The following is a 19007-nucleotide window of genomic DNA, read 5'->3' as shown; positions in this document are numbered from 1 at the left end:
AATTACTAATATATAATTAATATTAATCTATAGCTTTTAACTATAAATACTGGAGGTATCTATAGGTGGACATTAAACAACTACACTACTTTATCGCTGTTTCAGAACAGATGAATTTCTCGAAAGCCGCTGAAAGACTGCATATTTCGCAGCCTTCCTTAAGTAATGCGATCAAAAAATTAGAACAAGAGATTGGCTCCCCCTTATTAGAAAGAAATACTAGAAATCTGCAATTAACAGAAGCTGGAGAATTACTTTTTGAACGAGCAAAAGTTATTGTGAAAAATATGGAAGTGCTGAAAATTGAAATGAATGAAGTGATTGTTCATGGTACAAGAGATATCACCATTGGGGTCATGGAATCGATCAAGCATTGGCTTCCGAAAGTAATTGCCAACTATAAAAAAGACTATCCTCAAATGAAATTTCATTTAGTCGATATTTTAGGCAGTAAGCGGGTGAAAAAATCCTTGAAAAGCTATAAAACGCATGTAATCATCACTAATCAGCTAATGGATGATCCAGAGTTGGAAGTTCAAACCTTATATGAAGAGCGGTTGGTTGCAGTGTTACCTTTACATCATCCGTTAGCCCAAAAGGATACTATAACCATCTCAGATATTTGTGAAGAACCATTTATTATTAGTACCGAGGGCTTTCAAACAAGACGAGATATCTTAACATCATTTGAACAGGCTGGTAAAAGCATCAATATTCAATTTGAAATTGAGCGTTTTGAAACGGCTGTATCGCTCGTACGAGAACATTTAGGTGTGACCATATTACCTGAAAATTACTTGCAAGGTCCGACTGCAAAAACGATTGTAAAAAAAGAAATTGAGGGCGTGAATTTAAATCGGAATGTTTATCTAGTGTACTTAAAAAACCGTCATTTACCATTAGCCATCCGACAATTATTGAAGGATATTTTACAGTTTTTTGAAAATAAAACGATGTAAGTCCATAGTAATGAATTTTTTGTTTTGTTAGAAAATTCAAAAATAGAACATTGCTTTACTAGAAAAATAGCGGTAACATTTATTGTAAGAATGAAAATGAACATTCATTCATTTTACGAAGTTCAAGCAAAGGGGGTATCTTCCGATGAATTTTTCCTATAGTGAAAAAGTTGTGAAGTTACAGGACAAGCTGACGAATTTTATGGAGCAATACATTTATCCAAATGAGGCTGTTTATGCTGCACAGGTCGAGGCAATGGAGGATCGTTGGGGAGCGATTCCACCTATTATGGAGGAGCTGAAGCAGAAGGCACAACAGGCAGGTTTGTGGAATTTATTTTTACCAGATAGTGAATATGGGGCAGGTTTAACCAACTTAGAATACGCCCCTTTATGTGAAATCATGGGACGCTCACTTCTGGCACCCGAAGTGTTTAACTGTAATGCACCTGACACAGGCAATATGGAAGTACTAGTACGTTATGGCTCGGCACAGCAAAAAAAGCAGTGGCTTGAACCATTACTACGAGGCGAAATACGGTCGTGTTTTGCGATGACGGAGCCAGCCGTTGCATCCAGTGATGCTACAAATATTGAGGCGAGCATTGAACGAGATGGAGATGAATACATTTTAAATGGCCATAAATGGTGGACAACCGGTGCTGGGGATCCTCGCTGTAGGGTGGCTATTTTTATGGGCAAGCATAAAGATACAACGGCCCCTATCCATGAGCAGCAGTCTATGATTCTTGTACCGATGGATACACCAGGGGTAAAGGTGGAGCGTATGCTCACGGCTTTTGGCTACGATCATGCACCAGAGGGACATGGTGAGGTTACATTAACCAATGTGCGCGTACCAGTGGACAATATTTTATGGGGTGAAGGAAAAGGCTTTGCCATTGCACAAGGCAGACTAGGGCCAGGAAGAATTCATCACTGTATGCGTCTTATAGGTGCCGCAGAGCGTGCATTAGAGGAAATGTGTGTACGTGTGCAAGCGCGGCAGGCATTTCATCGACCATTAGCAGATCAAGGGGTAATGCGAGAGCGCATTGCGGAATCTCGGATGGATATTGAGCAAGCAAGACTTTTAACATTGAAGGCTGCTTATATGATGGACACGGTGGGCAACAAAGAGGCAAAAGCTGAAATTGCTATGATTAAGGTAGTTGCTCCAAATATGGCACTCAGAGTCATTGATCGAGCTATCCAAGCATTTGGTGCTGCTGGGGTAGGCCCTGATACAACGCTTGCTGCACAATGGGCGAATTCTCGTACATTACGTTTAGCGGATGGACCGGATGAGGTGCATCGTAATACCATTGCTAAACTAGAATTGAAGAAGCATGCCAACAAACAAGAGGAGCTGGTGAAATGACGGTCCTAGAGTTATTTAGCTTAAAAGGTAAAACAGCGATTGTGACAGGTGGTGGACGTGGACTCGGCGCACAAATTGCACAAGGATTTGCAGAGGCTGGAGCCAATGTGGTCTTGTGCTCACGAAAGGTGGAGGCATGTGAGGAGGTTGCAGCAGGGCTTGGTGTTCAAACATTAGCGCTAGCCTGTGATGTCACAAAGCCAGAGGATATTGCCAATGTGGTAGCCCAAACGATTACAACATTTGGTAGAATTGATATTTTGGTCAATAACAGTGGTGCATCATGGGGAACACCAGCCATTGATATGCCTTACGAAGCCTGGCAAAAAGTATTTGATGTCAATGTCAACGGGACATTTTTATTCAGCCAAGCAGTTGGCAAAATTATGCTAGAGCAGAAAGGTGGCAAAATCATTAATATTGCTTCTATCGCAGGACTAGGTGGTACGCTACCAGCCTTTATGGATACGATTGCCTATAACGCGAGTAAAGGGGCTGTCATCACTTTAACGAAGGATTTAGCTGTCAAATGGGGACCACACGGTGTCAATGTCAATGCCATTGCCCCAGGGTTTTTCCCTACGAAAATGTCCAATGTGTTAATTGAACGTGGGCAAGACTATTTGATGGGTGTTACACCGCTAAAACGCTTAGGCTCAGAAAATGATTTGAAGGGCGTAGCATTATTTTTAGCAGCACCAGCTTCGGACTATGTAACAGGGGATGTCATTGTAGTAGATGGGGGCATGAGCTCCATTATTTAAGGAGGGAAAGAAAATGGATACGATGCAAGTAAGGTCAAGTGAACGTTTAGATGTAGATAAATTACATGCCTTTTTAGAGAGCCATTTCCCTGAGCTTCCACAGGATAGGCTTGAAATCACACAATTTAGTGCAGGGCATTCCAATTTGACGTATTGTTTAAAAATTGCTGATTTTGAAGCTGTTCTGCGTCGTCCTCCGCTTGGACCAGTTGCCAAAAAAGCGCATGATATGAAGCGGGAATTTACGATTTTATCGGCACTGCATCCATTTTTACCATCGGTTCCAAAACCATATGTCTATGTAGAGGATCGAGACATTATTGGTAGTGATTTCTTTTTGATGGAGCGCAAAAAAGGTATCGTCCTTGACACACATTTTCCAAAAGGCACAGAGCCCACAGAGGAACTGGCACGTCAGTTGTCCGAGATAATGGTTGATTCTTTAGTTGCATTACATGCGATCCCTTATCAGGACACACCGTTAAAGGATATGGTAAAGCCTGACGGATTTCTTGAAAGACAGGTGCATGGCTGGATCGAGCGCTATGAAAAAGCAAAAACCGCAGAACATAAAGAAGTAGTGATTTTAACAGAGTGGTTAAAAAACAATCTTCCCTCCAATAATGAGGCAACCATTATTCATTATGATTATAAATTGAATAATGCGATGTTCTCTAAGGACTATAGCGAAATGATTGGTCTTTTTGATTGGGAGATGACAACGGTAGGGGACCCACTTGCTGATGTTGGTGTAGCAATGAGCTATTGGATGCAAGCGGATGACCCGAAAATGCTATTATATGCACTAGGAGAACCACCAGTAACTGTATTACCAGGCTTTTATACCCGACAGCAATTTATTGATCGTTATGCGGAGAAGAGTGGGCGAGATGTGTCAGCCATTCATTATTACTGTACATTTGCTTATTTCAAATTAGCCGTTATTTGTCAGCAAATCTATTATCGCTATGTTAAAGGACAAACGCAGGATGATCGCTTTGCTCAGATGGATAAAATGGTCGCTGCCCTCATACAACAAGCTTCTAAATCAATATAGTTTATGGAAAAACGGTTACTTTTAACAAAGTAGCTGTTTTTTTTATAGCCCAATATAACAGATTATCCGACATTAATTTATATAATTAATTATGCTAACTCGCACAACATTTACTCAAAAAACATAATAAATCACGTACAAGAAATCAAAAGAGTAGGAACGTTTGTTCTTATTTGTAAGAGATGTTAATCAATAATAATTTATTGTTTTTCGATAAAAAATAATTGACTTATAATAAAAATAACGCTATCATCAATAACAACAAGGATTTAATAATATGGAGGAAGAAATAATGAAAAAATATTTACTTGCCACAATTCCGATGATCATGGGGATCGTTTGTTTATTTATAAAAGGCATTTTAGGAGATGAGATACTAGCAGATGGTACGGTAGTAGAGAAAAACTTCTTTTTAATTCCATTGAGCTATTTATTTTTCTTTAGCGGTATACTTACATTCTTGATTATGGCGTTATCTTCTACATTCAAAAAGCAAACTTCCATATAATAATGCTAAAAACAGGCTCTAAATAGGGCCTGTTTTTTATAACCATGTTTGATCTAGCTTATCACTGTAGTAGTGAATAGCTTTTTTATAATCTTGAATGCCTTGATGATTGGTTGTGCGTAATATAGTGTTCAATAATGTTTCCATTGATTTTGCATGTTCGCCAAGATTATAAAGTGTCATGGCATAGAAGACCTTGATATGCTCCGCCTTCGGGAACTCGTGAATGGCTTGTTCAAAGATCCGTTTTGCTTGCTCGTATTGTCCAATAGTCCGATAGGTGCTCCCTAAACCAAGGTAGGCATCCACTAAAACTTCTGGTTCTAGCCCCAACTTTATCGCTTCTTCATAGTGCGGAACAGCCTCTTTTTCCTGCCCTAAAGAATCAAATGTCCAAGCACATTGAAATTGATAATAAGCATTTTGAGGATGTTCCTTGACCAGTGCCACCATGCATTGATTTGCTTCCTCAAGCTGTCCGTTTTTTCTTAATGTAAGAATGTGTTCTAATTGTTTGTCCATTATATTTAACCTCTTCTTTACTTAAGTAACTTACCATTCATAAAAACAATCTTCTATCAACAACTCAAATGAATCAGCTATTCGCTTAATTTCTCCATAATTATTTTCCTAAAAACATGGCCTGATGGCTCGATGAAAATGGAATTAGCCCCACCATCCATTGAAATAAATAGCTGGTTTCTAAAATAGTTGGAGATAGACTCTCTTTAAGTTGTTGACGAAAATCCAGTGTTAAATCGACAACGGTTTCGTTTCCTGCAGTGGATCCATTAGAAAAAGCATGAATTGCTAAACCTGCCTAAGCCCTCCAAATGTTTCAATGAATGCTACATAATTGCATGCAGTTGTTGCTGTGCATCTATTATTTACTTGCAGGTTTACCCACTAACGTTGGATGCTTATCAAAATGACCTCAAACGCTTTATTAGATCTTCCTTTATAGACACGCTCCCTTTATTAAGTATACACGATCCTTCATTGATAGGAATCTGTGGGAATGATATTGTTAATGTAAATAGTAACATCTACTGAGGTGATAGAATGCTAGAGCGTTCAATGGAAAAAACACGGGAAAACCAAGAGGAAAGGGAGTGATGATACAAAAATAGAAAAGAGGATGAAGATGATGACATATCAAAAACTTATGTGTGATGGATTTGAATTAAACTATTGTATAAAGGGGCAAGGCCAACCAATTTTAGTGGTGGGGAGTAGTGTTTATTATCCACGTCTGTTCTCAGAAAACTTTTACCAACATTTCCAGGTAATTTTTTTAGATCATCGAGGTTTTGGTAAGCCAGCTCAAGCATTTACGCAAGAAGAATATACATTGGACAAAATAGTGAAGGATATGGAGTATGCAAGACAAATCCTTCAGCTAGATGATTTGATTGTTTTAGGGCATTCAGGCCATGCATTTATGGCGATGGCGTATGCCAAAGCTTACCCCCAGCATGTTCAAAAAATCGTTCTATTAAATACGGCAACAACGAATAGTCAAGAAAGACAGCAGCAAAGCTTGTCTTATTTTGAGGCACATGCAAGTACAGCGCGTAAACATCAATTTGCGCACGATATAGCCTTGTTGGAGCAGGATTTAAAGAAGGAGCCTGAGCGACGCTTTGTTCATATGTGTATTCGGATGGGGGCACATAGCTTTTATGATTATATGTTCAATGCAACCGCTATGTGGGATAACGTTCATCCGAATATGGAAATTATTGATTATCTATGGGGAGTAGCTTTTGCGGAGCAGAACCTTTTACAACAAATGCATCAAGTAAACAAGCCGATTTTTGTAGGTCTAGGCAGGTATGATTATTTAGTTGCCCCTATATCATTATGGGATGCAGTGGACCCTATTCCTCATGTAAAGAAAGTCATTTTTGAAAAAAGTGGTCATAATCCTATGTTTGAAGAACCTGTATTTTTTAATGAACAACTAATTCAATGGATAAACGAGGGGTAGTCGAATGGCTGGTTATGCAATTAACCAGCCTATTTTAATATCTAAAAGAGGAGAGCCAAAGTATTAACTATCTCAACAAGCTTTGCGTATTGCCTCAATGTTTTGACAGTCCATAATGACTGGCCGTACTGTATCATCGATTTGAAGGAAGTATCCACAGCAGCTTTGCGGGACAAGATAGATAAAGTGAATTCCTAAAAATTGGATGCCGTCTGAGAGATATACATCTACTAAAGTCCCTGGTTCAAAACTTTCTAAGTGACTGCAAATACAGCTTTGACAATGATTTTTAACTTGGTTTTGTTTCTGATATTTTTTTTCAAATTGGGGACTATTATAATATTTGATTTTATAAGAATCTTCCTCAATAATAGGATGATCTACGCTGGGAGAGTGACCAAAGTAAACATTCTTTGATTCACAATAGCATTTAGAAAACTTATGATAATTGTTAAATTCCCCATCCATTCGTGTTAAATATCTGTTTCCATCCATTTCTAAAACGCTCCTTTATGATTACAATGTCTTGCTAGCATGAGTCATCTATTTCTAGTCTATGTGAAAGAGCCCTTTGGGAGATGGTAAAATGTCCATTTATCTGTACAATATAAGAAAAGGCTAAACTCATTAGTAGAGTTTAACCTTTCAAGTCGTAATCGCCTTTCAATAGTCCGTATATCTCTAAATCAACAACCCCCTTGCCAGACCATAATGAAGCTTGTCTCAAAAGACCCTCTTTCGAAAATCCATTTTTTAGCAAAACTTTTTTCGATGGTTCATTTAAAGGCATGACTTCTGCCTGAATTCGATTAACATTTACCTCCTCCATTAAAAATTTTACGATGACTGCAACTGCCTCTGATGCAATGCCCTTTCCCCAGAATGCTTCAGCTAAGTAGTAACCAATTGTTACCATATCTACTTTTTGATTAAAGTCCATTGCTTCGATAATTCCTACAAGTTTTTCACTCTGTGATTTTTCGAAGATTCCCCATTTAATTCTGCTTTTTTTCATATAATCACGTTCAAAATGGCCAATCATTTTTTGCACAGTTTGAAGGTTATGTTTTGGGATGATGCCACAATACTCAAATACCTTGTCATTATCATAAATAGCAAATAGCTCTTGTATATGTGAGTCTTCAATTTTTTTAAATTGTAAATTAGCTGAATGTAGGGTAGGGAACTGCTTAAATACTTTCTCAATTATCATCGACCTTGCTCCTTTACTATTCTTTAATGGGAATGTAGATTTTCATTTTCATCTCATGTGGATAGATAGATTGCATGACATCGGTTATTTCAAAATCAGGACCCGTATCGCGCTGATAATTAGAATTTGGCAACCATATTCCGTAAATGTAACGTCTTGTATTTTGAATTCCTTCTGCAGTGCTATTTAACGTAAATTCCGCATATTTACCCTCAGGAATTTCAAGTTGGATAAAGCCCTCCTCTAATTGTTGCTCAAACGTTTCGACTTCCTCTCCTACAATAAAGGAAAATTGACCATCCTCTTGAAAATTTGTAGAAATGCCATACGCCATATTGGGAGCTACTTTATGTGAGATTTGCTCATAATACTGCTGTTGCCCAAAATCTAAATAAAAGCCTGGAATGTCTGCATAGTACTGTTCGTCTTGTATGGACGTTTTGTATTCATAGCCTGTAATACGTTTTTTAGGTAATTGCAGTATTTCTGGTCGCTGCATAGGGAGTTCTCCTTCCAATTTATAATCCAAAAAATTTATTTTGGGTTGAAGTAGTATGGAGTTGGCCCCTTTACGGTATTTAGCAGGTGTGACACCAAAATACTGAACAAATGCCCGTGTAAATGCCTCCTGAGAACCATATTGAAAGTTGATTGCAATCTCAAGTATATTCTGCGTTGTTGTAGCTAATAAGGAAGCCGCTTCAGAGAGCCTCCTATTGCGAATATACTGCTGCACTGAAAAACCTGTAATGGCTTGGAAAAGTCGTTGGAAATGAAATGCTGAAAAGTATGACTGAGAAGAAATATCTGTAATCGTCAATTTTTCCTGTAGGTTTTCCTCAATAAACTCTATGGCGTTTTGAATTCTTTCAAAATAATCCATACCATCATCCTTTCTTAACTCAATGGTACTGTTTAATAGGAAGGGATTTTTGATAATTTGTGCTAATTTGTACATTAAATTGTAATGTATAGGAAATCAATAGAAACATTGATTGAAACAATAAATAAATGTATAATTTAACTAAATTTACAAGAAAGTGAGTGATAGATAATGATAGTCAGCTCTGTTTTCCCATTGAATATAAGAAAGGTGCGGGAGAATAAATAGATTAAATGATTTCTTCCGCAAATAATCGGAGGAGACAATATGTACAAAAATTATGGACCATTAAGCACAGCACTTTATGATTTTACGAAACCAGTTGGATATTCCCTTGGTGGGGATATTGAATATTACCTAGAGCGACTGCAAGGTGTAAAGGGGAAGATACTAGAAGCTGGGGTTGGTTCTGGACGCTTCTTTATTCCTTTCTTGGAAAAAGGCTTTGATATAGAGGGAATTGATTATTCCCCAGAAATGCTTGCATCCTGTCGAAAAAGATGCCAAGAACGGGGATTGACGCCAGTGCTGTATGAGGGAAATATTAGCCAATTCACCTTAGGTCAGCAATACGAAGCCATTGTTATGCCTACAGGCTCGTTTTGTTTAATTGAAAATCATCAAGAAGCGCTAGCATCCTTAACTGCTATGTATCAGCACCTTGTTCCTGGTGGACGACTCCTAGTAGATTTATTACTTCCTACAGACTGGAAAACAGGTGAAATTACAACATCCTACCATCAAATTTCACAAGATGAAGGAATTACACTTGAAAGAAAATCGATTGCCATGAACTGGGTGGAGCAATATACGTTGATGGTTTTAAAATATGAAAAGTGGCAGCAAGGTACATTAAGGGATACCGAACTGCAAAAGTTTTTATTGCGCTGGTATGGGATTGAGGAATTTAAGCTTCTATTACAAAGTGTTGGCTTCTCTGATATAACTTGTTCAGCGAATTATAAGTTCCTTCAACAACCAACTGAAGAAACGTCACTCCTAACATTTGAAGCGGTACGTTAATTAAAATGACCAGTACTCCTTAAAAGAGTACTGGTCATTTTTACGAATTAGTCAAGCTTTAATTTTGTTGCAGTTCCTACTCCTTTTGTATGCACATTGACTTCAATTTGAACTTCAAGATTAGGGTAGAGGGTTTGCCAGTTCTTTTTAATTCGATTCCATGCTCGATAGTCCTCTCGGTGTAATACATTACTAAATTTTAATAAATCGGCTTGATAGGTTTGTTGAATTGTTTGCAGTGTACGTTCTAATCGTTCCTTGATTTGTCTGCTCGTTTCTTTATTTAAAGCATCGATGGTTTTTGATTTTGTTAAATCCAAAGAACAACTTACCTCTGCAACGTTTTGCTCAATATCAAGTTTAATGGAAATTGAGGGTACATCATTTTGAAAATGACCCGTCATTTTAGTAGAAGAATTAATAATTTCTGTTGAGATTTTCCCTTCTTCAGGACAAGCAATAATTTCAAATGTACTTTTTATATTATTATTTAAAAAATTATAGTCTCTGCTTTCTTGTTCTGATAAATAGCCGATGAGCTTATAATTTTTAAAAATAGCCAGTCCACCATATTTTAATTGTGCAGGGCTATCAATTTTTTCTATATTCGAGTTAAAATCTCCAGCATCTGCATCACCGTATATATGAATAGAGGGTAAGACGGCACTATGATCAATACTGCCTAACGATTGAATTAAATCATCAAGAATAACAGATTCTGTTGTGCCCAATACTGCTTCAGAAACCTTTAATGATTTAAACATTTTGCTAGCAGGCACATCCTCTAAAGGGGTTAAAACACTTAATATTTCTTGTGCAGTCGAATCATGAGAAACAATAAAGTTAAAATCACTTCGTCCTTCTGGGTCTCTTTGAAATAAATCTAAAATGCTATTCATACCTTCCTCTGCCATTTCTTCACCAATAATAATAATTTGGGCATGCGCATAATAAGGCTTTCTAGGTGTTAGCGCTGTTAATTTTCGAATGGCATCAAATAATGATTTACCTTTTGCATGGTGGGTAAAAACAGGGACTTGAATGCCAGATGCTTTGTTCGAAGCCACTTGACTTGGATTAACAATCTGAACAGAAATTTCGAATTGCTCGTCCGATTTATCCACACCAACAGCCGTAACAATAGCTAGTTCGTTTAACTCCCGCTTATTCCAGCATCCACCTAGTAAAAGAAGTACTGACAGCAATAGGATGAATGATACCTTGTGTTTAATGGTGGACACCTCCTCCAGGAAAAGAAGACATTTCGGATACTATTAAGGATAAGCAAAAGACAGGCAAAATAATCAATAATGAAAATCTCAATGAATCTTTTTGAAGGAGAATAAAATGAAGAAAACAAACTGTGAAATGGAGGTAAGAAAAATGAAACAATCCTTATTTAAAGGTGTAGAGGCCATTTTTATTCCAATAAAAGATCCTAAATTATCGGCTAAATGGTATGAGGAAATACTCGGATTTAAGCTTCAATATATAGAAGAGGGCGCAGCAGTTATGAAAATCACTGAACAATCCCCCACGGTCATTTGCTTAGTAAAAGCTAAGGAGCATCAGCCATGTCATTTTCCAGACAATCACTTTGGTGTGGGGAAATATGTGAACTTCCTCTCTCAAAATATTGAAGAGACCTATTTATTTCTAGTGGATCATCATGTTCAGGTCGAGGCTTTAGAAGGAGAAGGGGACACCAAATTTTTTACCTTCTATGACCCTGATGGGAATCCTTTAGGTGTTTGTCAATCATTATAAGCGGGTCACTGCGTTAACAGTGACCCTAGTAACAAATCTAGGAGGTGTAAGGCTAATTAGCTTTACACTACTATAGTATACTAATTCTCTATATTGAAATAGTTAATTGCCTGGGTAATAAAAAGAAAATTTAGAATTTTATAAAATCAAATGGGATGGACCTATTTTTTAACAATATGCATGTAATGGATAGTTTCAAAAGCACATAAGTAATCTGTTCGATTTTGAAAATACAGCTCTTGAATCGCTGTAGGAGATAGATGTTCATATATAAGCAAACCTAATCGATCTAGCATCCTCTCCATGTCCTCATAAGCATAGCATGATTTCATTGGCTCACCACCAACTGCGGCCATTTTGACCATGTTTTCTACTCTATTGGAGAGTCCTTTTTCCGTGAAGAGTGTTTCATCAGCATAATCCAAAACAATGGAACTACCTGATGGAACTAAGGCAAATAGATGATTGAGTAAACTTGCTAATTCATCTTTTGTTAAATAATAGGACACACCTAACAGACTAAAAAATGTTTTTTTAGATTGAAAGCCTTGCTCTGAAAATAATTGAGATTGAAATTGCTTTGTAAAATCCATCGGTACAAAATGCAGATAATTCAAGAGGGGGAGAGAAGCTTCCTGTAATCTTTTCATTTTTGATTCCTGTGTTGTGGGATAATCCACCTCAAAAATTTCCAGCATGGTTTGTCCTTGCTCCTGACGATAGGGAAAAGTATCAAAGCCAGCACCTAAGATGACATATTGCTCGACACCAAGCTGTATTTCGCTATGCAAGACCCTTTCACAATAAGCAGCACGTGCCAAAGGAGTCGGTGAGAGTTGAACTTGTGTTATCCATTTTATTAATTCCTTTGAATCGTCTTTAAATTTTGTAGCGATATCTTTATTAAAAAATTCAATGCCTTGTATCAAATTAGCTTGGATATTTTGATATTCTTCTTGTGAAATCAATTCTTTGGCTATATAATCATCAAAAATTTTCGGCGTATCAAATTGGCTATGGTAGGCTCTACTAAAGGCAGCAACTAATGAAGTGATACTATATTCCTGTTGATTCATACCAACACTCCTTAACAAAAAATAGGATTCCCCTGGCCAGGAGAATCCTATTATATATAATATTAATATAAATGTAAATTTTAGCATAAAATTATATTTTTGTCAAGTATTAGGTGTTGAGAAAGAGGAGTAATATGAAAAAAATACAATAGCCTTATCTTTACTCTTAGCAGTAATTGTTAGTGGCATAGGAAGATCAAAGCTCTTTTGCTACAGATCTATTAGAAAATTCCACTATAACACTACATCGTATAGATACAGATAAAGAAGATTAGTATGGTAGATGGCGCTGAGGACGTGTTTGATTTTGCAATTTAATTTGTAGCGTAAAAAATTTTTAAGAATGTGTAACTTTTTAAAACATCAGCCGTCTAACTCTTCAGTAGAATACAAAGAACTAAAGCAAACTAGTAACATTCACTTTTCACAAAAGGGCCAGGATTCACATTTTTTTCGTGTTCCTGGTCTTTTTGTGGTGGTGGTCCTATATTTTAACGAAAAAATAAAGAATTTATGAAACCTTTAGCCTGTTCATTCGTATTGTAATTTGAATCTAAAGCTAGACAAGATTTAGTAAGATTCACTTTCACTTAAAAGACTAGAGCTTACATCATCATGTGAGAATCTAGTCTTTTTTGTTGTTCAGATATTGTTCAGTATAAAATGTTAATCTATGAAAGAAGATTTTTCATAGTCTTCAACCTAAACGCAAAATGACCAGTTCTCTTTAAAAGAGTGACTGGTCTTTTTGTTTCATGTTAATTTAGCAGACTAAGATTCTTCTGCATGTTTGATTAATAGCACAAAAAAGTTATTAAAGGGAGAAATAAAACCATAGAGACCTGTATGTTTGTAACAGACAATGTCTGGTTTGTATTGCTTTCAGAATCATCATGCGAGAATGATGACGTGGATTTCATGCTTTAGCAGAAATCATTCAGTTAGTTATGTGAAAATAGCAAATGGGCATCCAACCTATACAGGAACAATCATGGATAAAAGAGACTATGTCATCAGCCGCCTTTAGACAATTAAGAGATCATGATTTCTTATTTTAATGAAAATAAGAAATACTATAAAATTTGATAGAATGATTTATTTTCTCGAAAAAACATTAATTCTCCCTAAAATTCTATTGGAAAATATTTTAACTTGTTCAGCGCCTCAAGTTGTCGTAGTATTATAACGAATCAAAACTAAGTTAGTTAGTAAGATTCACTTTCACAATAAAACCAGGTGCTCCCCAAAAGAGAGCAGCTGGTTTTTTGTTTATATGCGACTTGGAAGTCACGAGATAAATGAGTATGAAATATGTAATGAAGTATTAAAGGGAGCCGAATACTCTCCTCTTGAAAACAAAAAAATCCCATCTCTAAAATTTAGAGATGAGAGCTACTGTTCTTTAATCTAGCCACTCAATTGAACAATCGTTAAGGAGCGGTTAGCATAACTAGCGACGAAGGAATCTGAAGCTGCACTGGCTCCCACCAAGTCGCCTGCAGCTAATGTAGCTTGAACCACATAGGCTGAGCTACTTCTATTGACAACATTAAAGACTGCAATGCCGTTTAAAAAAATAGGTTGCCCATTGACGGTAATGCTAACTGTGAAAAATGGTTGATCAGGATCAGGTAACGCAGTTGCTTGTGCATTGATCGAAATGGTGATTTGATAGACACCGTCATTTTGAACGACCAATTCATTCCCAGATAGGCTAACCGCAACATTTGATAGCGGACCAACCACTTGGAAAGTGACGGGTGTTGCCTCAGGCGATAAAAGGCCCAATGTATCTCCTCTAAGGGATCCGTACGCTAAAACACTTCGATCTGGTGAAGGGACAGGAACAACAGGACCAGGAAGGGCAACAATTTTTGGGAAATATTCCATTTCATTTGGACAACAGTCCTGACATGTATGTTTACCGAACATTCTCTAACCCTCCTCTATACTCTCAATATAAATAGTATATTCAACTCTCTTATCTTTAATTGAACGGACACCTAGGCAACAAATTAAGTTTGTTGATGGTGTCTATTTTGATAGCAGTATTCCAATTTTTGAGATGTTGAAAGAGAAATTAACTGTTTCAACTCATATCAAAAGAAAGCCCAGTATCAAGTCTGGGCTTTCCTTAGTTTACAGTATTAGAAAAAGTTACTTTCTCGCCTGAATCAGAGTGAACCAACTTTTTCCATTTAATGTACCAGAAACTCTGTATATAGGTTGATAGAAATCTTTTGTATCATACATATACGAGAGCTCTATTAAATCGACAGTAAGTTGATCGCCTTTTTTTATCAAAAGTTCTTCTTCTGTTACGAGTGCATTATATTTTATCTGTGGAAATTCGCCATGCTTAATTCGCTCATACACCTCTGCAGGTGACAAAATATTTACTTCACGGACCAACTGATGCTCATGAATATTATACGATAATGAATACATACTACCATCTGGCTTCAAACCGAGGTCTACTTCACCAAGCCAATAATCTTGGTTCAATTCAGCTTGGTCAGGAAGCGTCCATTCAAATACGCCATTATCCAAAGCTGTAAACTCCCCATCTTTAGGAAGGAGAGAAAGCTCATCCATCATGCTCTTTGCCTTCTTCACAAGTGTTTCTTGGACAGCTAAAGAAGGTTGCACTGGCGTATAAAGATCGTCTGTTAGCAACCAATTTCCCTCTGAATTAATAAATAACGTATACGAGTTTTCCGCTTTGTCTTTTAATAAAACCTCACGATCACCACTAATTTCCTGCCGACTTAACTCTGATAAATCAAATTTCTTTTGCAACAGGGTCTCAACTTCATCTGTATGCTTTATTTTTTTATACACTGGGGCAACGGTAGGCTTTGCATGTAAATCTAATGAGGTGGTTACATCAACTTCCGACATATTCGATTTCGTATAGGCGTTAATTGCTAAATGACCAAATTCCTGCTGAGCGTAGACAATCATCATGCCAACAAAAATTACCCCCATTATGAGAGGTATGGCCAGATTTCCGACTAAACTTTTTATTTTTACTTTTTTATGCTGAACAATAGAAGATCCTAGTCTATATAGCTGGTATCCCATAATCCCACCAAGCGAGTTGTTGATTAAATCATCAAGCTCGAAAATCCCTGCTCCTGTGAGTGTTTGATACGTTTCAATGGATAAAGTTGCAATTACCACTACAGGAAGAAGCCATTTAAACGATTTAAATTTAGTGAAAAGTAGAGGTAAGAAAATGCCTAGTGGCACAAACATTAAAATGTTAAAAATACAATTTTGAAGATCACGTAACGAGTATTTCTTCCATGCATCTATATAGCCACTGAATGGTTGAAGATTCATTTGCATGAAATGAGAAGAACCACGTCCAAAAATCGTTAGTTCACATACAAATACAATATAGCCGATAAAGAGTGCTCCCAGTATCAATTGCTTAAAGTTTATTTTTTTTCGATTTGACTGTTGGTTTTTATGATAGAGGAAATAATAAAGTCCAATAAGTAAGAACTCCGCGCCAATAATAAGGATGACTGGCAACATTAAAATCCGAATGTTATTCATAATATCTGTAACGCCCAAAACAAGATGCTCCTAACTATGTTAATCTATTGTCGACTGTTCTTATTGTAAATGGTAATTATTAATAATTATTGAGAAAAATTATGAAGAATTCTTAAGATTTTACGTAAAAAAGGGGAGGAACAGTTAGGAGATTATCTACAAAGTTTGTGAAAATTGCACGTTTAGAGGCAAAGACAAACCTTGCTGTTTCGAATTATCAGCATAATTTTATGGGCAATAAAGTATAGGTAGGCGTTATTTATAAGACTTCCGTTATATTGTCTTGTCAGTCCTTGTAATCAAAATTGACGTAAACAATTGTCAGAAAATATCAATATACCCTATAATAAATAAAAAAGCTGAGAATAAGAGGTGAACTTATGGGGAAACCAGTAGATTATAATCTATTTCCGGGTTACAAAAACACACTTGACTCCAGACTTGATGAACGTAAGGAAGAATTTATTGAGGAACTAGAAAGAGCAAAAGTTGATGGACATATACTTGAATTTGAGAAAACACCAGAAGAATTGCCCCAATAGTAAGATCAAAGCATCTTGAAAAAGATGCTTTTTTCTTTTATTTAGAGCTTGTTTCTATGTATAAATTGGCTTTTCACTTCAAGGAGCTCTTCCTTTTTAAGCGATAATAATTGAGAGAAATGTCAATAATCAATAGGATGTAAAGTACACTAAATACATTTAAAGTTAACGAAGGCAAAGGGAAAATGACATCTCTAATCAATATTAGCCAAATAGTGGTTGATACTAAAACAATAGTATCCAATAAAATAACCATAGTATGTTTATGGGCTTTAAAAATAAAATTAAATACAATTAATCTTACTAAAATTGGTGTCGTGAAGAAGTAAAATGAATAGATCTGTGTAATTTCTTCTAGGCTCACATGCATCTCCCTTTGGTGTTATTTGAGTTAAATAAGCGGCAGCAAACAAAAATAGGACTATTAAAAGTAGTACTATTTCAAGAGTGTAACATATAATTGTCTATTTTTCCATTTTACGTAAATAGGCAAGCTGTCCAATATGATAGGCATTATGGGTCGCGGCATTAGATATGATGGCCCACCACTCCGCTTTCACAGGAAACCCATTCACGATAGATAAAAGTTGCTCTTCCTCAATTAATTCTTGCCACTTAAGCAGGATATGTAATAACTTTTCTTTTAATTCAAAGAAAGTTACTTCATCTTTAACAAGAAACGTATTCGCATTATTCGCTTGAAAAGGGGCTTTTACTTGATTTTCCCTATACCGCATTTGCCAAATTTCATTCCAATAGATTAGATGCTGGACAATTTCAGCCATACTATGACTAGAAGAATCAGGTTTCCAAAAGGCTTCTGCTTCAGATAGCCCTTCTACGACTTCAGAAAATGAGATATACCAACTTCGGTCATTTGCATTAGCTAAAAGTTGATCTAACAAAATGGTTTTAGCCTCCATCATTCACGTTCCCTTCCAAAGTATTTTTCAAATAGTATAACATTCTGAAGTTGGAATGTACGGATGAATTTGGTGCAAAAAAAGCTGTAGCTTATTAGAGCTACAGCAAATATAGGAGAGAGTTTTAACAATTGAAAAGTTCCTAAAAAGAGGCAAATCAGCTTCTATTTTCAGCTTTTTCTGATTCATCTTTTTTACTTCTAAGCAACAAGGCCATGAATAAGAAACTGGCTACCCAAAAGGCAAAGAATAAATTTTCTAGTAAAGCCCAATGCCCATTTTTAATATAATTCCAAATAGTTGTAAATAAAAATATGATAATAAAGAATGAAATATATAAGCATTTTCCGAATGTAGTCATATTAAGCACCTCTATTTTTAATCATCAAACAGTAAGAAATGAAGACCGTAAAACCCCTGTTTCATTCAATATGGGTAATACACTCAAGGTTAGTGTGTGTAAATTATGGATGCTTATACATCCACCGAAAGGTTCGACGCTATCAATTTTGGAAAATTATTTTTTTAGCAATTGTAAATCGTTATTTATAGAAGGAAATCATTTACTTTTGCTAAAATTATGAAATAGATGGAAGGGAGGGAAATAGCGTGAGACAGTATGCCAACAAAGAAGAACTGATTAGTACGATTAACGAAAAGTATAAAAAATATATTGCAGAATTTAAAGATATACCAGAAAACGTGAAAAACAAACGGATTAAAGAGGTTGATAAAACGCCGTCTGAAAATCTTTCTTATCAACTTGGTTGGATAAATCTTTTGCTTCAGTGGGAGCAAAAAGAACAACATGGAGAAGAAGTACATACGCCTGCAGAGGGCTATAAGTGGAAGAATCTAAGTGGATTGTACAATTCTTTTTATAAACAATATGGAGAGTACTCTTTAAAGGAACAACAATCAATGCTTAATGAAGCTGTCAATCATTTATGTGAGTGGTTAAAAACCCTTTCAGAAAAGGAATTATTTGAAGTTGATCAAAGACGATGGGCAAAAACACAAGCGAATTGGCCTGTTTGGAAATGGGTGCATATTAACTCAGTCGCTCCATTTACAAACTTCAGAACCAAAATTCGTAAATGGAAGAAGATGAACCTTTAAAAGAATGGATGTTCTTTACTATACAAAACAAACGGATTTACTTTAGCCTTCCACTAATGGAGGGCTTTTTTTATGCACTATGACAGCAATGATAGGCTATTGTATCTCGATGCTTCATACGAATGATTAATTATTGGGGAAAGGAGAGATGGTTAGGAATGAGTCAAGAAACAATCTTTCAACGAGCTGACCACGTCTAAGTAATTATATCTCCTCGACCATTTCAATGTTTCTGTAC

The 19007-nt window shown here is 36.3% G+C and carries 20 protein-coding genes; 10 read left to right on the top strand and 10 right to left on the bottom strand.

Annotated elements, in window-relative coordinates:
* Positions 1-65 precede the first annotated feature (65 nt).
* The 5 genes from MKZ14_RS12600 (at position 66) to MKZ14_RS12580 (ending at position 4669) form a co-directional block, all read left to right on the top strand.
* Entirely contained in the window at positions 66-959 is an 894-nt protein-coding gene (locus tag MKZ14_RS12600) for a LysR family transcriptional regulator (protein ID WP_312127343.1), read from the top strand.
* Between the two features lie 145 nt (positions 960-1104).
* Entirely contained in the window at positions 1105-2340 is a 1236-nt protein-coding gene (locus tag MKZ14_RS12595) for an acyl-CoA dehydrogenase family protein (protein ID WP_339280002.1), read from the top strand.
* Positions 2337-3104 carry an SDR family oxidoreductase gene (locus tag MKZ14_RS12590; protein ID WP_339280000.1) on the top strand — a complete coding sequence of 256 codons (768 nt, stop codon included), beginning with the start codon at positions 2337-2339 and terminating at the stop codon, positions 3102-3104. The genes MKZ14_RS12595 and MKZ14_RS12590 overlap by 4 nt, the downstream gene beginning before the upstream one ends.
* 13 nt (positions 3105-3117) lie before the next feature.
* Entirely contained in the window at positions 3118-4161 is a 1044-nt protein-coding gene (locus MKZ14_RS12585) for a phosphotransferase family protein (protein WP_312127338.1), read from the top strand.
* Between the two features lie 277 nt (positions 4162-4438).
* Positions 4439-4669, top strand: coding sequence for a DUF3955 domain-containing protein (locus MKZ14_RS12580; RefSeq protein WP_339279996.1), 231 nt, complete (start codon positions 4439-4441; stop codon positions 4667-4669).
* Between the two features lie 36 nt (positions 4670-4705).
* Here MKZ14_RS12580 and MKZ14_RS12575 read toward each other — a convergent pair whose 3' ends face one another.
* Positions 4706-5191, bottom strand: a complete 486-nt coding sequence (locus MKZ14_RS12575) for a tetratricopeptide repeat protein (protein ID WP_257960826.1) — start codon at positions 5189-5191, stop codon at positions 4706-4708.
* A 622-nt stretch (positions 5192-5813) separates the two neighbouring features.
* Here MKZ14_RS12575 and MKZ14_RS12570 point away from each other — a divergent pair.
* Positions 5814-6659, top strand: coding sequence for an alpha/beta hydrolase (locus MKZ14_RS12570; RefSeq protein WP_312125799.1), 846 nt, complete (start codon positions 5814-5816; stop codon positions 6657-6659).
* Between the two features lie 72 nt (positions 6660-6731).
* On the opposite strand, the gene MKZ14_RS12565 is transcribed toward MKZ14_RS12570, so the two are convergent.
* The 3 genes from MKZ14_RS12565 to MKZ14_RS12555 all read right to left on the bottom strand — a co-directional run bounded on the left by MKZ14_RS12565 (position 6732) and on the right by MKZ14_RS12555 (position 8755).
* On the bottom strand, positions 6732-7154 hold the full coding sequence (locus MKZ14_RS12565; RefSeq protein ID WP_312125801.1) for a hypothetical protein: 423 nt from the start codon (positions 7152-7154) through the stop codon (positions 6732-6734).
* Positions 7155-7296: 142 nt separating this feature from the next.
* Positions 7297-7872 (bottom strand): GNAT family protein, encoded by a 576-nt coding sequence (locus tag MKZ14_RS12560; protein WP_339279992.1) that lies wholly within the window; start codon positions 7870-7872, stop codon positions 7297-7299.
* Positions 7873-7888: 16 nt separating this feature from the next.
* On the bottom strand, positions 7889-8755 hold the full coding sequence (locus MKZ14_RS12555) for an AraC family transcriptional regulator (RefSeq protein WP_339279990.1): 867 nt from the start codon (positions 8753-8755) through the stop codon (positions 7889-7891).
* Positions 8756-9022: 267 nt separating this feature from the next.
* Here MKZ14_RS12555 and MKZ14_RS12550 point away from each other — a divergent pair, with 267 nt between their 5' ends.
* On the top strand, positions 9023-9778 hold the full coding sequence (locus MKZ14_RS12550; RefSeq protein WP_036076435.1) for a class I SAM-dependent methyltransferase: 756 nt from the start codon (positions 9023-9025) through the stop codon (positions 9776-9778).
* A gap of 47 nt (positions 9779-9825) precedes the next feature.
* Here MKZ14_RS12550 and MKZ14_RS12545 read toward each other — a convergent pair whose 3' ends face one another.
* On the bottom strand, positions 9826-11019 hold the full coding sequence (locus MKZ14_RS12545; protein WP_339279988.1) for a Ger(x)C family spore germination protein: 1194 nt from the start codon (positions 11017-11019) through the stop codon (positions 9826-9828).
* Between the two features lie 142 nt (positions 11020-11161).
* Here MKZ14_RS12545 and MKZ14_RS12540 point away from each other — a divergent pair, with 142 nt between their 5' ends.
* Entirely contained in the window at positions 11162-11545 is a 384-nt protein-coding gene (locus tag MKZ14_RS12540) for a VOC family protein (protein WP_131520058.1), read from the top strand.
* Positions 11546-11706: 161 nt separating this feature from the next.
* Here the strand turns inward: MKZ14_RS12540 and MKZ14_RS12535 are convergent, their stop codons facing one another.
* From MKZ14_RS12535 to MKZ14_RS12525, 3 genes are all read right to left on the bottom strand, one after another.
* A complete protein-coding gene (locus tag MKZ14_RS12535) occupies positions 11707-12621 on the bottom strand; it encodes a class I SAM-dependent methyltransferase (RefSeq protein WP_339279986.1) in 915 nt (304 codons plus the stop codon).
* Between the two features lie 1407 nt (positions 12622-14028).
* Positions 14029-14553 (bottom strand): hypothetical protein, encoded by a 525-nt coding sequence (locus tag MKZ14_RS12530; RefSeq protein WP_339279985.1) that lies wholly within the window; start codon positions 14551-14553, stop codon positions 14029-14031.
* A 225-nt stretch (positions 14554-14778) separates the two neighbouring features.
* A complete protein-coding gene (locus MKZ14_RS12525) occupies positions 14779-16203 on the bottom strand; it encodes a VanZ family protein (protein WP_339279984.1) in 1425 nt (474 codons plus the stop codon).
* 362 nt (positions 16204-16565) lie between these two features.
* Here MKZ14_RS12525 and MKZ14_RS12520 point away from each other — a divergent pair, with 362 nt between their 5' ends.
* Positions 16566-16727, top strand: a complete 162-nt coding sequence (locus MKZ14_RS12520; RefSeq protein WP_016993949.1) for a hypothetical protein — start codon at positions 16566-16568, stop codon at positions 16725-16727.
* A gap of 464 nt (positions 16728-17191) precedes the next feature.
* On the opposite strand, the gene MKZ14_RS12515 is transcribed toward MKZ14_RS12520, so the two are convergent.
* Positions 17192-17653, bottom strand: a complete 462-nt coding sequence (locus tag MKZ14_RS12515) for a DinB family protein (protein WP_312125828.1) — start codon at positions 17651-17653, stop codon at positions 17192-17194.
* Between the two features lie 154 nt (positions 17654-17807).
* Entirely contained in the window at positions 17808-18011 is a 204-nt protein-coding gene (locus tag MKZ14_RS12510) for a hypothetical protein (RefSeq protein ID WP_016994206.1), read from the bottom strand.
* A gap of 248 nt (positions 18012-18259) precedes the next feature.
* Between MKZ14_RS12510 and MKZ14_RS12505 the strand changes: the two genes are divergently transcribed.
* Positions 18260-18769 (top strand): ClbS/DfsB family four-helix bundle protein, encoded by a 510-nt coding sequence (locus MKZ14_RS12505; protein WP_339279981.1) that lies wholly within the window; start codon positions 18260-18262, stop codon positions 18767-18769.
* Positions 18770-19007: the final 238 nt, after the last annotated feature.

The organism is Lysinibacillus sp. FSL P2-0066 (assembly GCF_037969495.1).
Lineage (GTDB): Bacteria > Bacillota > Bacilli > Bacillales_A > Planococcaceae > Lysinibacillus > Lysinibacillus boronitolerans.
The sequence above is the reverse complement of the archived record's forward strand: the minus strand, read 5'-3'. Positions and strand labels throughout refer to the sequence as shown.

What these genes read in the sequence shown, in the direction of transcription:
- MKZ14_RS12540 (WP_131520058.1), top strand. Translation starts at nt 11,162, where the DNA reads ATGAAACAATCCTTATTTAAAGGTGTAGAGGCCATTTTTATTCCAATA.
- MKZ14_RS12570 (WP_312125799.1), top strand. Translation starts at nt 5,814, where the DNA reads ATGATGACATATCAAAAACTTATGTGTGATGGATTTGAATTAAACTAT.
- MKZ14_RS12590 (WP_339280000.1), top strand. Translation starts at nt 2,337, where the DNA reads ATGACGGTCCTAGAGTTATTTAGCTTAAAAGGTAAAACAGCGATTGTG.
- MKZ14_RS12510 (WP_016994206.1), bottom strand. Translation starts at nt 18,011, where the DNA reads ATGACTACATTCGGAAAATGCTTATATATTTCATTCTTTATTATCATA.
- MKZ14_RS12595 (WP_339280002.1), top strand. Translation starts at nt 1,105, where the DNA reads ATGAATTTTTCCTATAGTGAAAAAGTTGTGAAGTTACAGGACAAGCTG.
- MKZ14_RS12535 (WP_339279986.1), bottom strand. Translation starts at nt 12,621, where the DNA reads ATGAATCAACAGGAATATAGTATCACTTCATTAGTTGCTGCCTTTAGT.
- MKZ14_RS12550 (WP_036076435.1), top strand. Translation starts at nt 9,023, where the DNA reads ATGTACAAAAATTATGGACCATTAAGCACAGCACTTTATGATTTTACG.
- MKZ14_RS12565 (WP_312125801.1), bottom strand. Translation starts at nt 7,154, where the DNA reads ATGGATGGAAACAGATATTTAACACGAATGGATGGGGAATTTAACAAT.
- MKZ14_RS12530 (WP_339279985.1), bottom strand. Translation starts at nt 14,553, where the DNA reads ATGTTCGGTAAACATACATGTCAGGACTGTTGTCCAAATGAAATGGAA.
- MKZ14_RS12555 (WP_339279990.1), bottom strand. Translation starts at nt 8,755, where the DNA reads ATGGATTATTTTGAAAGAATTCAAAACGCCATAGAGTTTATTGAGGAA.
- MKZ14_RS12515 (WP_312125828.1), bottom strand. Translation starts at nt 17,653, where the DNA reads ATGATGGAGGCTAAAACCATTTTGTTAGATCAACTTTTAGCTAATGCA.
- MKZ14_RS12580 (WP_339279996.1), top strand. Translation starts at nt 4,439, where the DNA reads ATGGAGGAAGAAATAATGAAAAAATATTTACTTGCCACAATTCCGATG.
- MKZ14_RS12575 (WP_257960826.1), bottom strand. Translation starts at nt 5,191, where the DNA reads ATGGACAAACAATTAGAACACATTCTTACATTAAGAAAAAACGGACAG.
- MKZ14_RS12585 (WP_312127338.1), top strand. Translation starts at nt 3,118, where the DNA reads ATGGATACGATGCAAGTAAGGTCAAGTGAACGTTTAGATGTAGATAAA.
- MKZ14_RS12520 (WP_016993949.1), top strand. Translation starts at nt 16,566, where the DNA reads ATGGGGAAACCAGTAGATTATAATCTATTTCCGGGTTACAAAAACACA.
- MKZ14_RS12560 (WP_339279992.1), bottom strand. Translation starts at nt 7,872, where the DNA reads ATGATAATTGAGAAAGTATTTAAGCAGTTCCCTACCCTACATTCAGCT.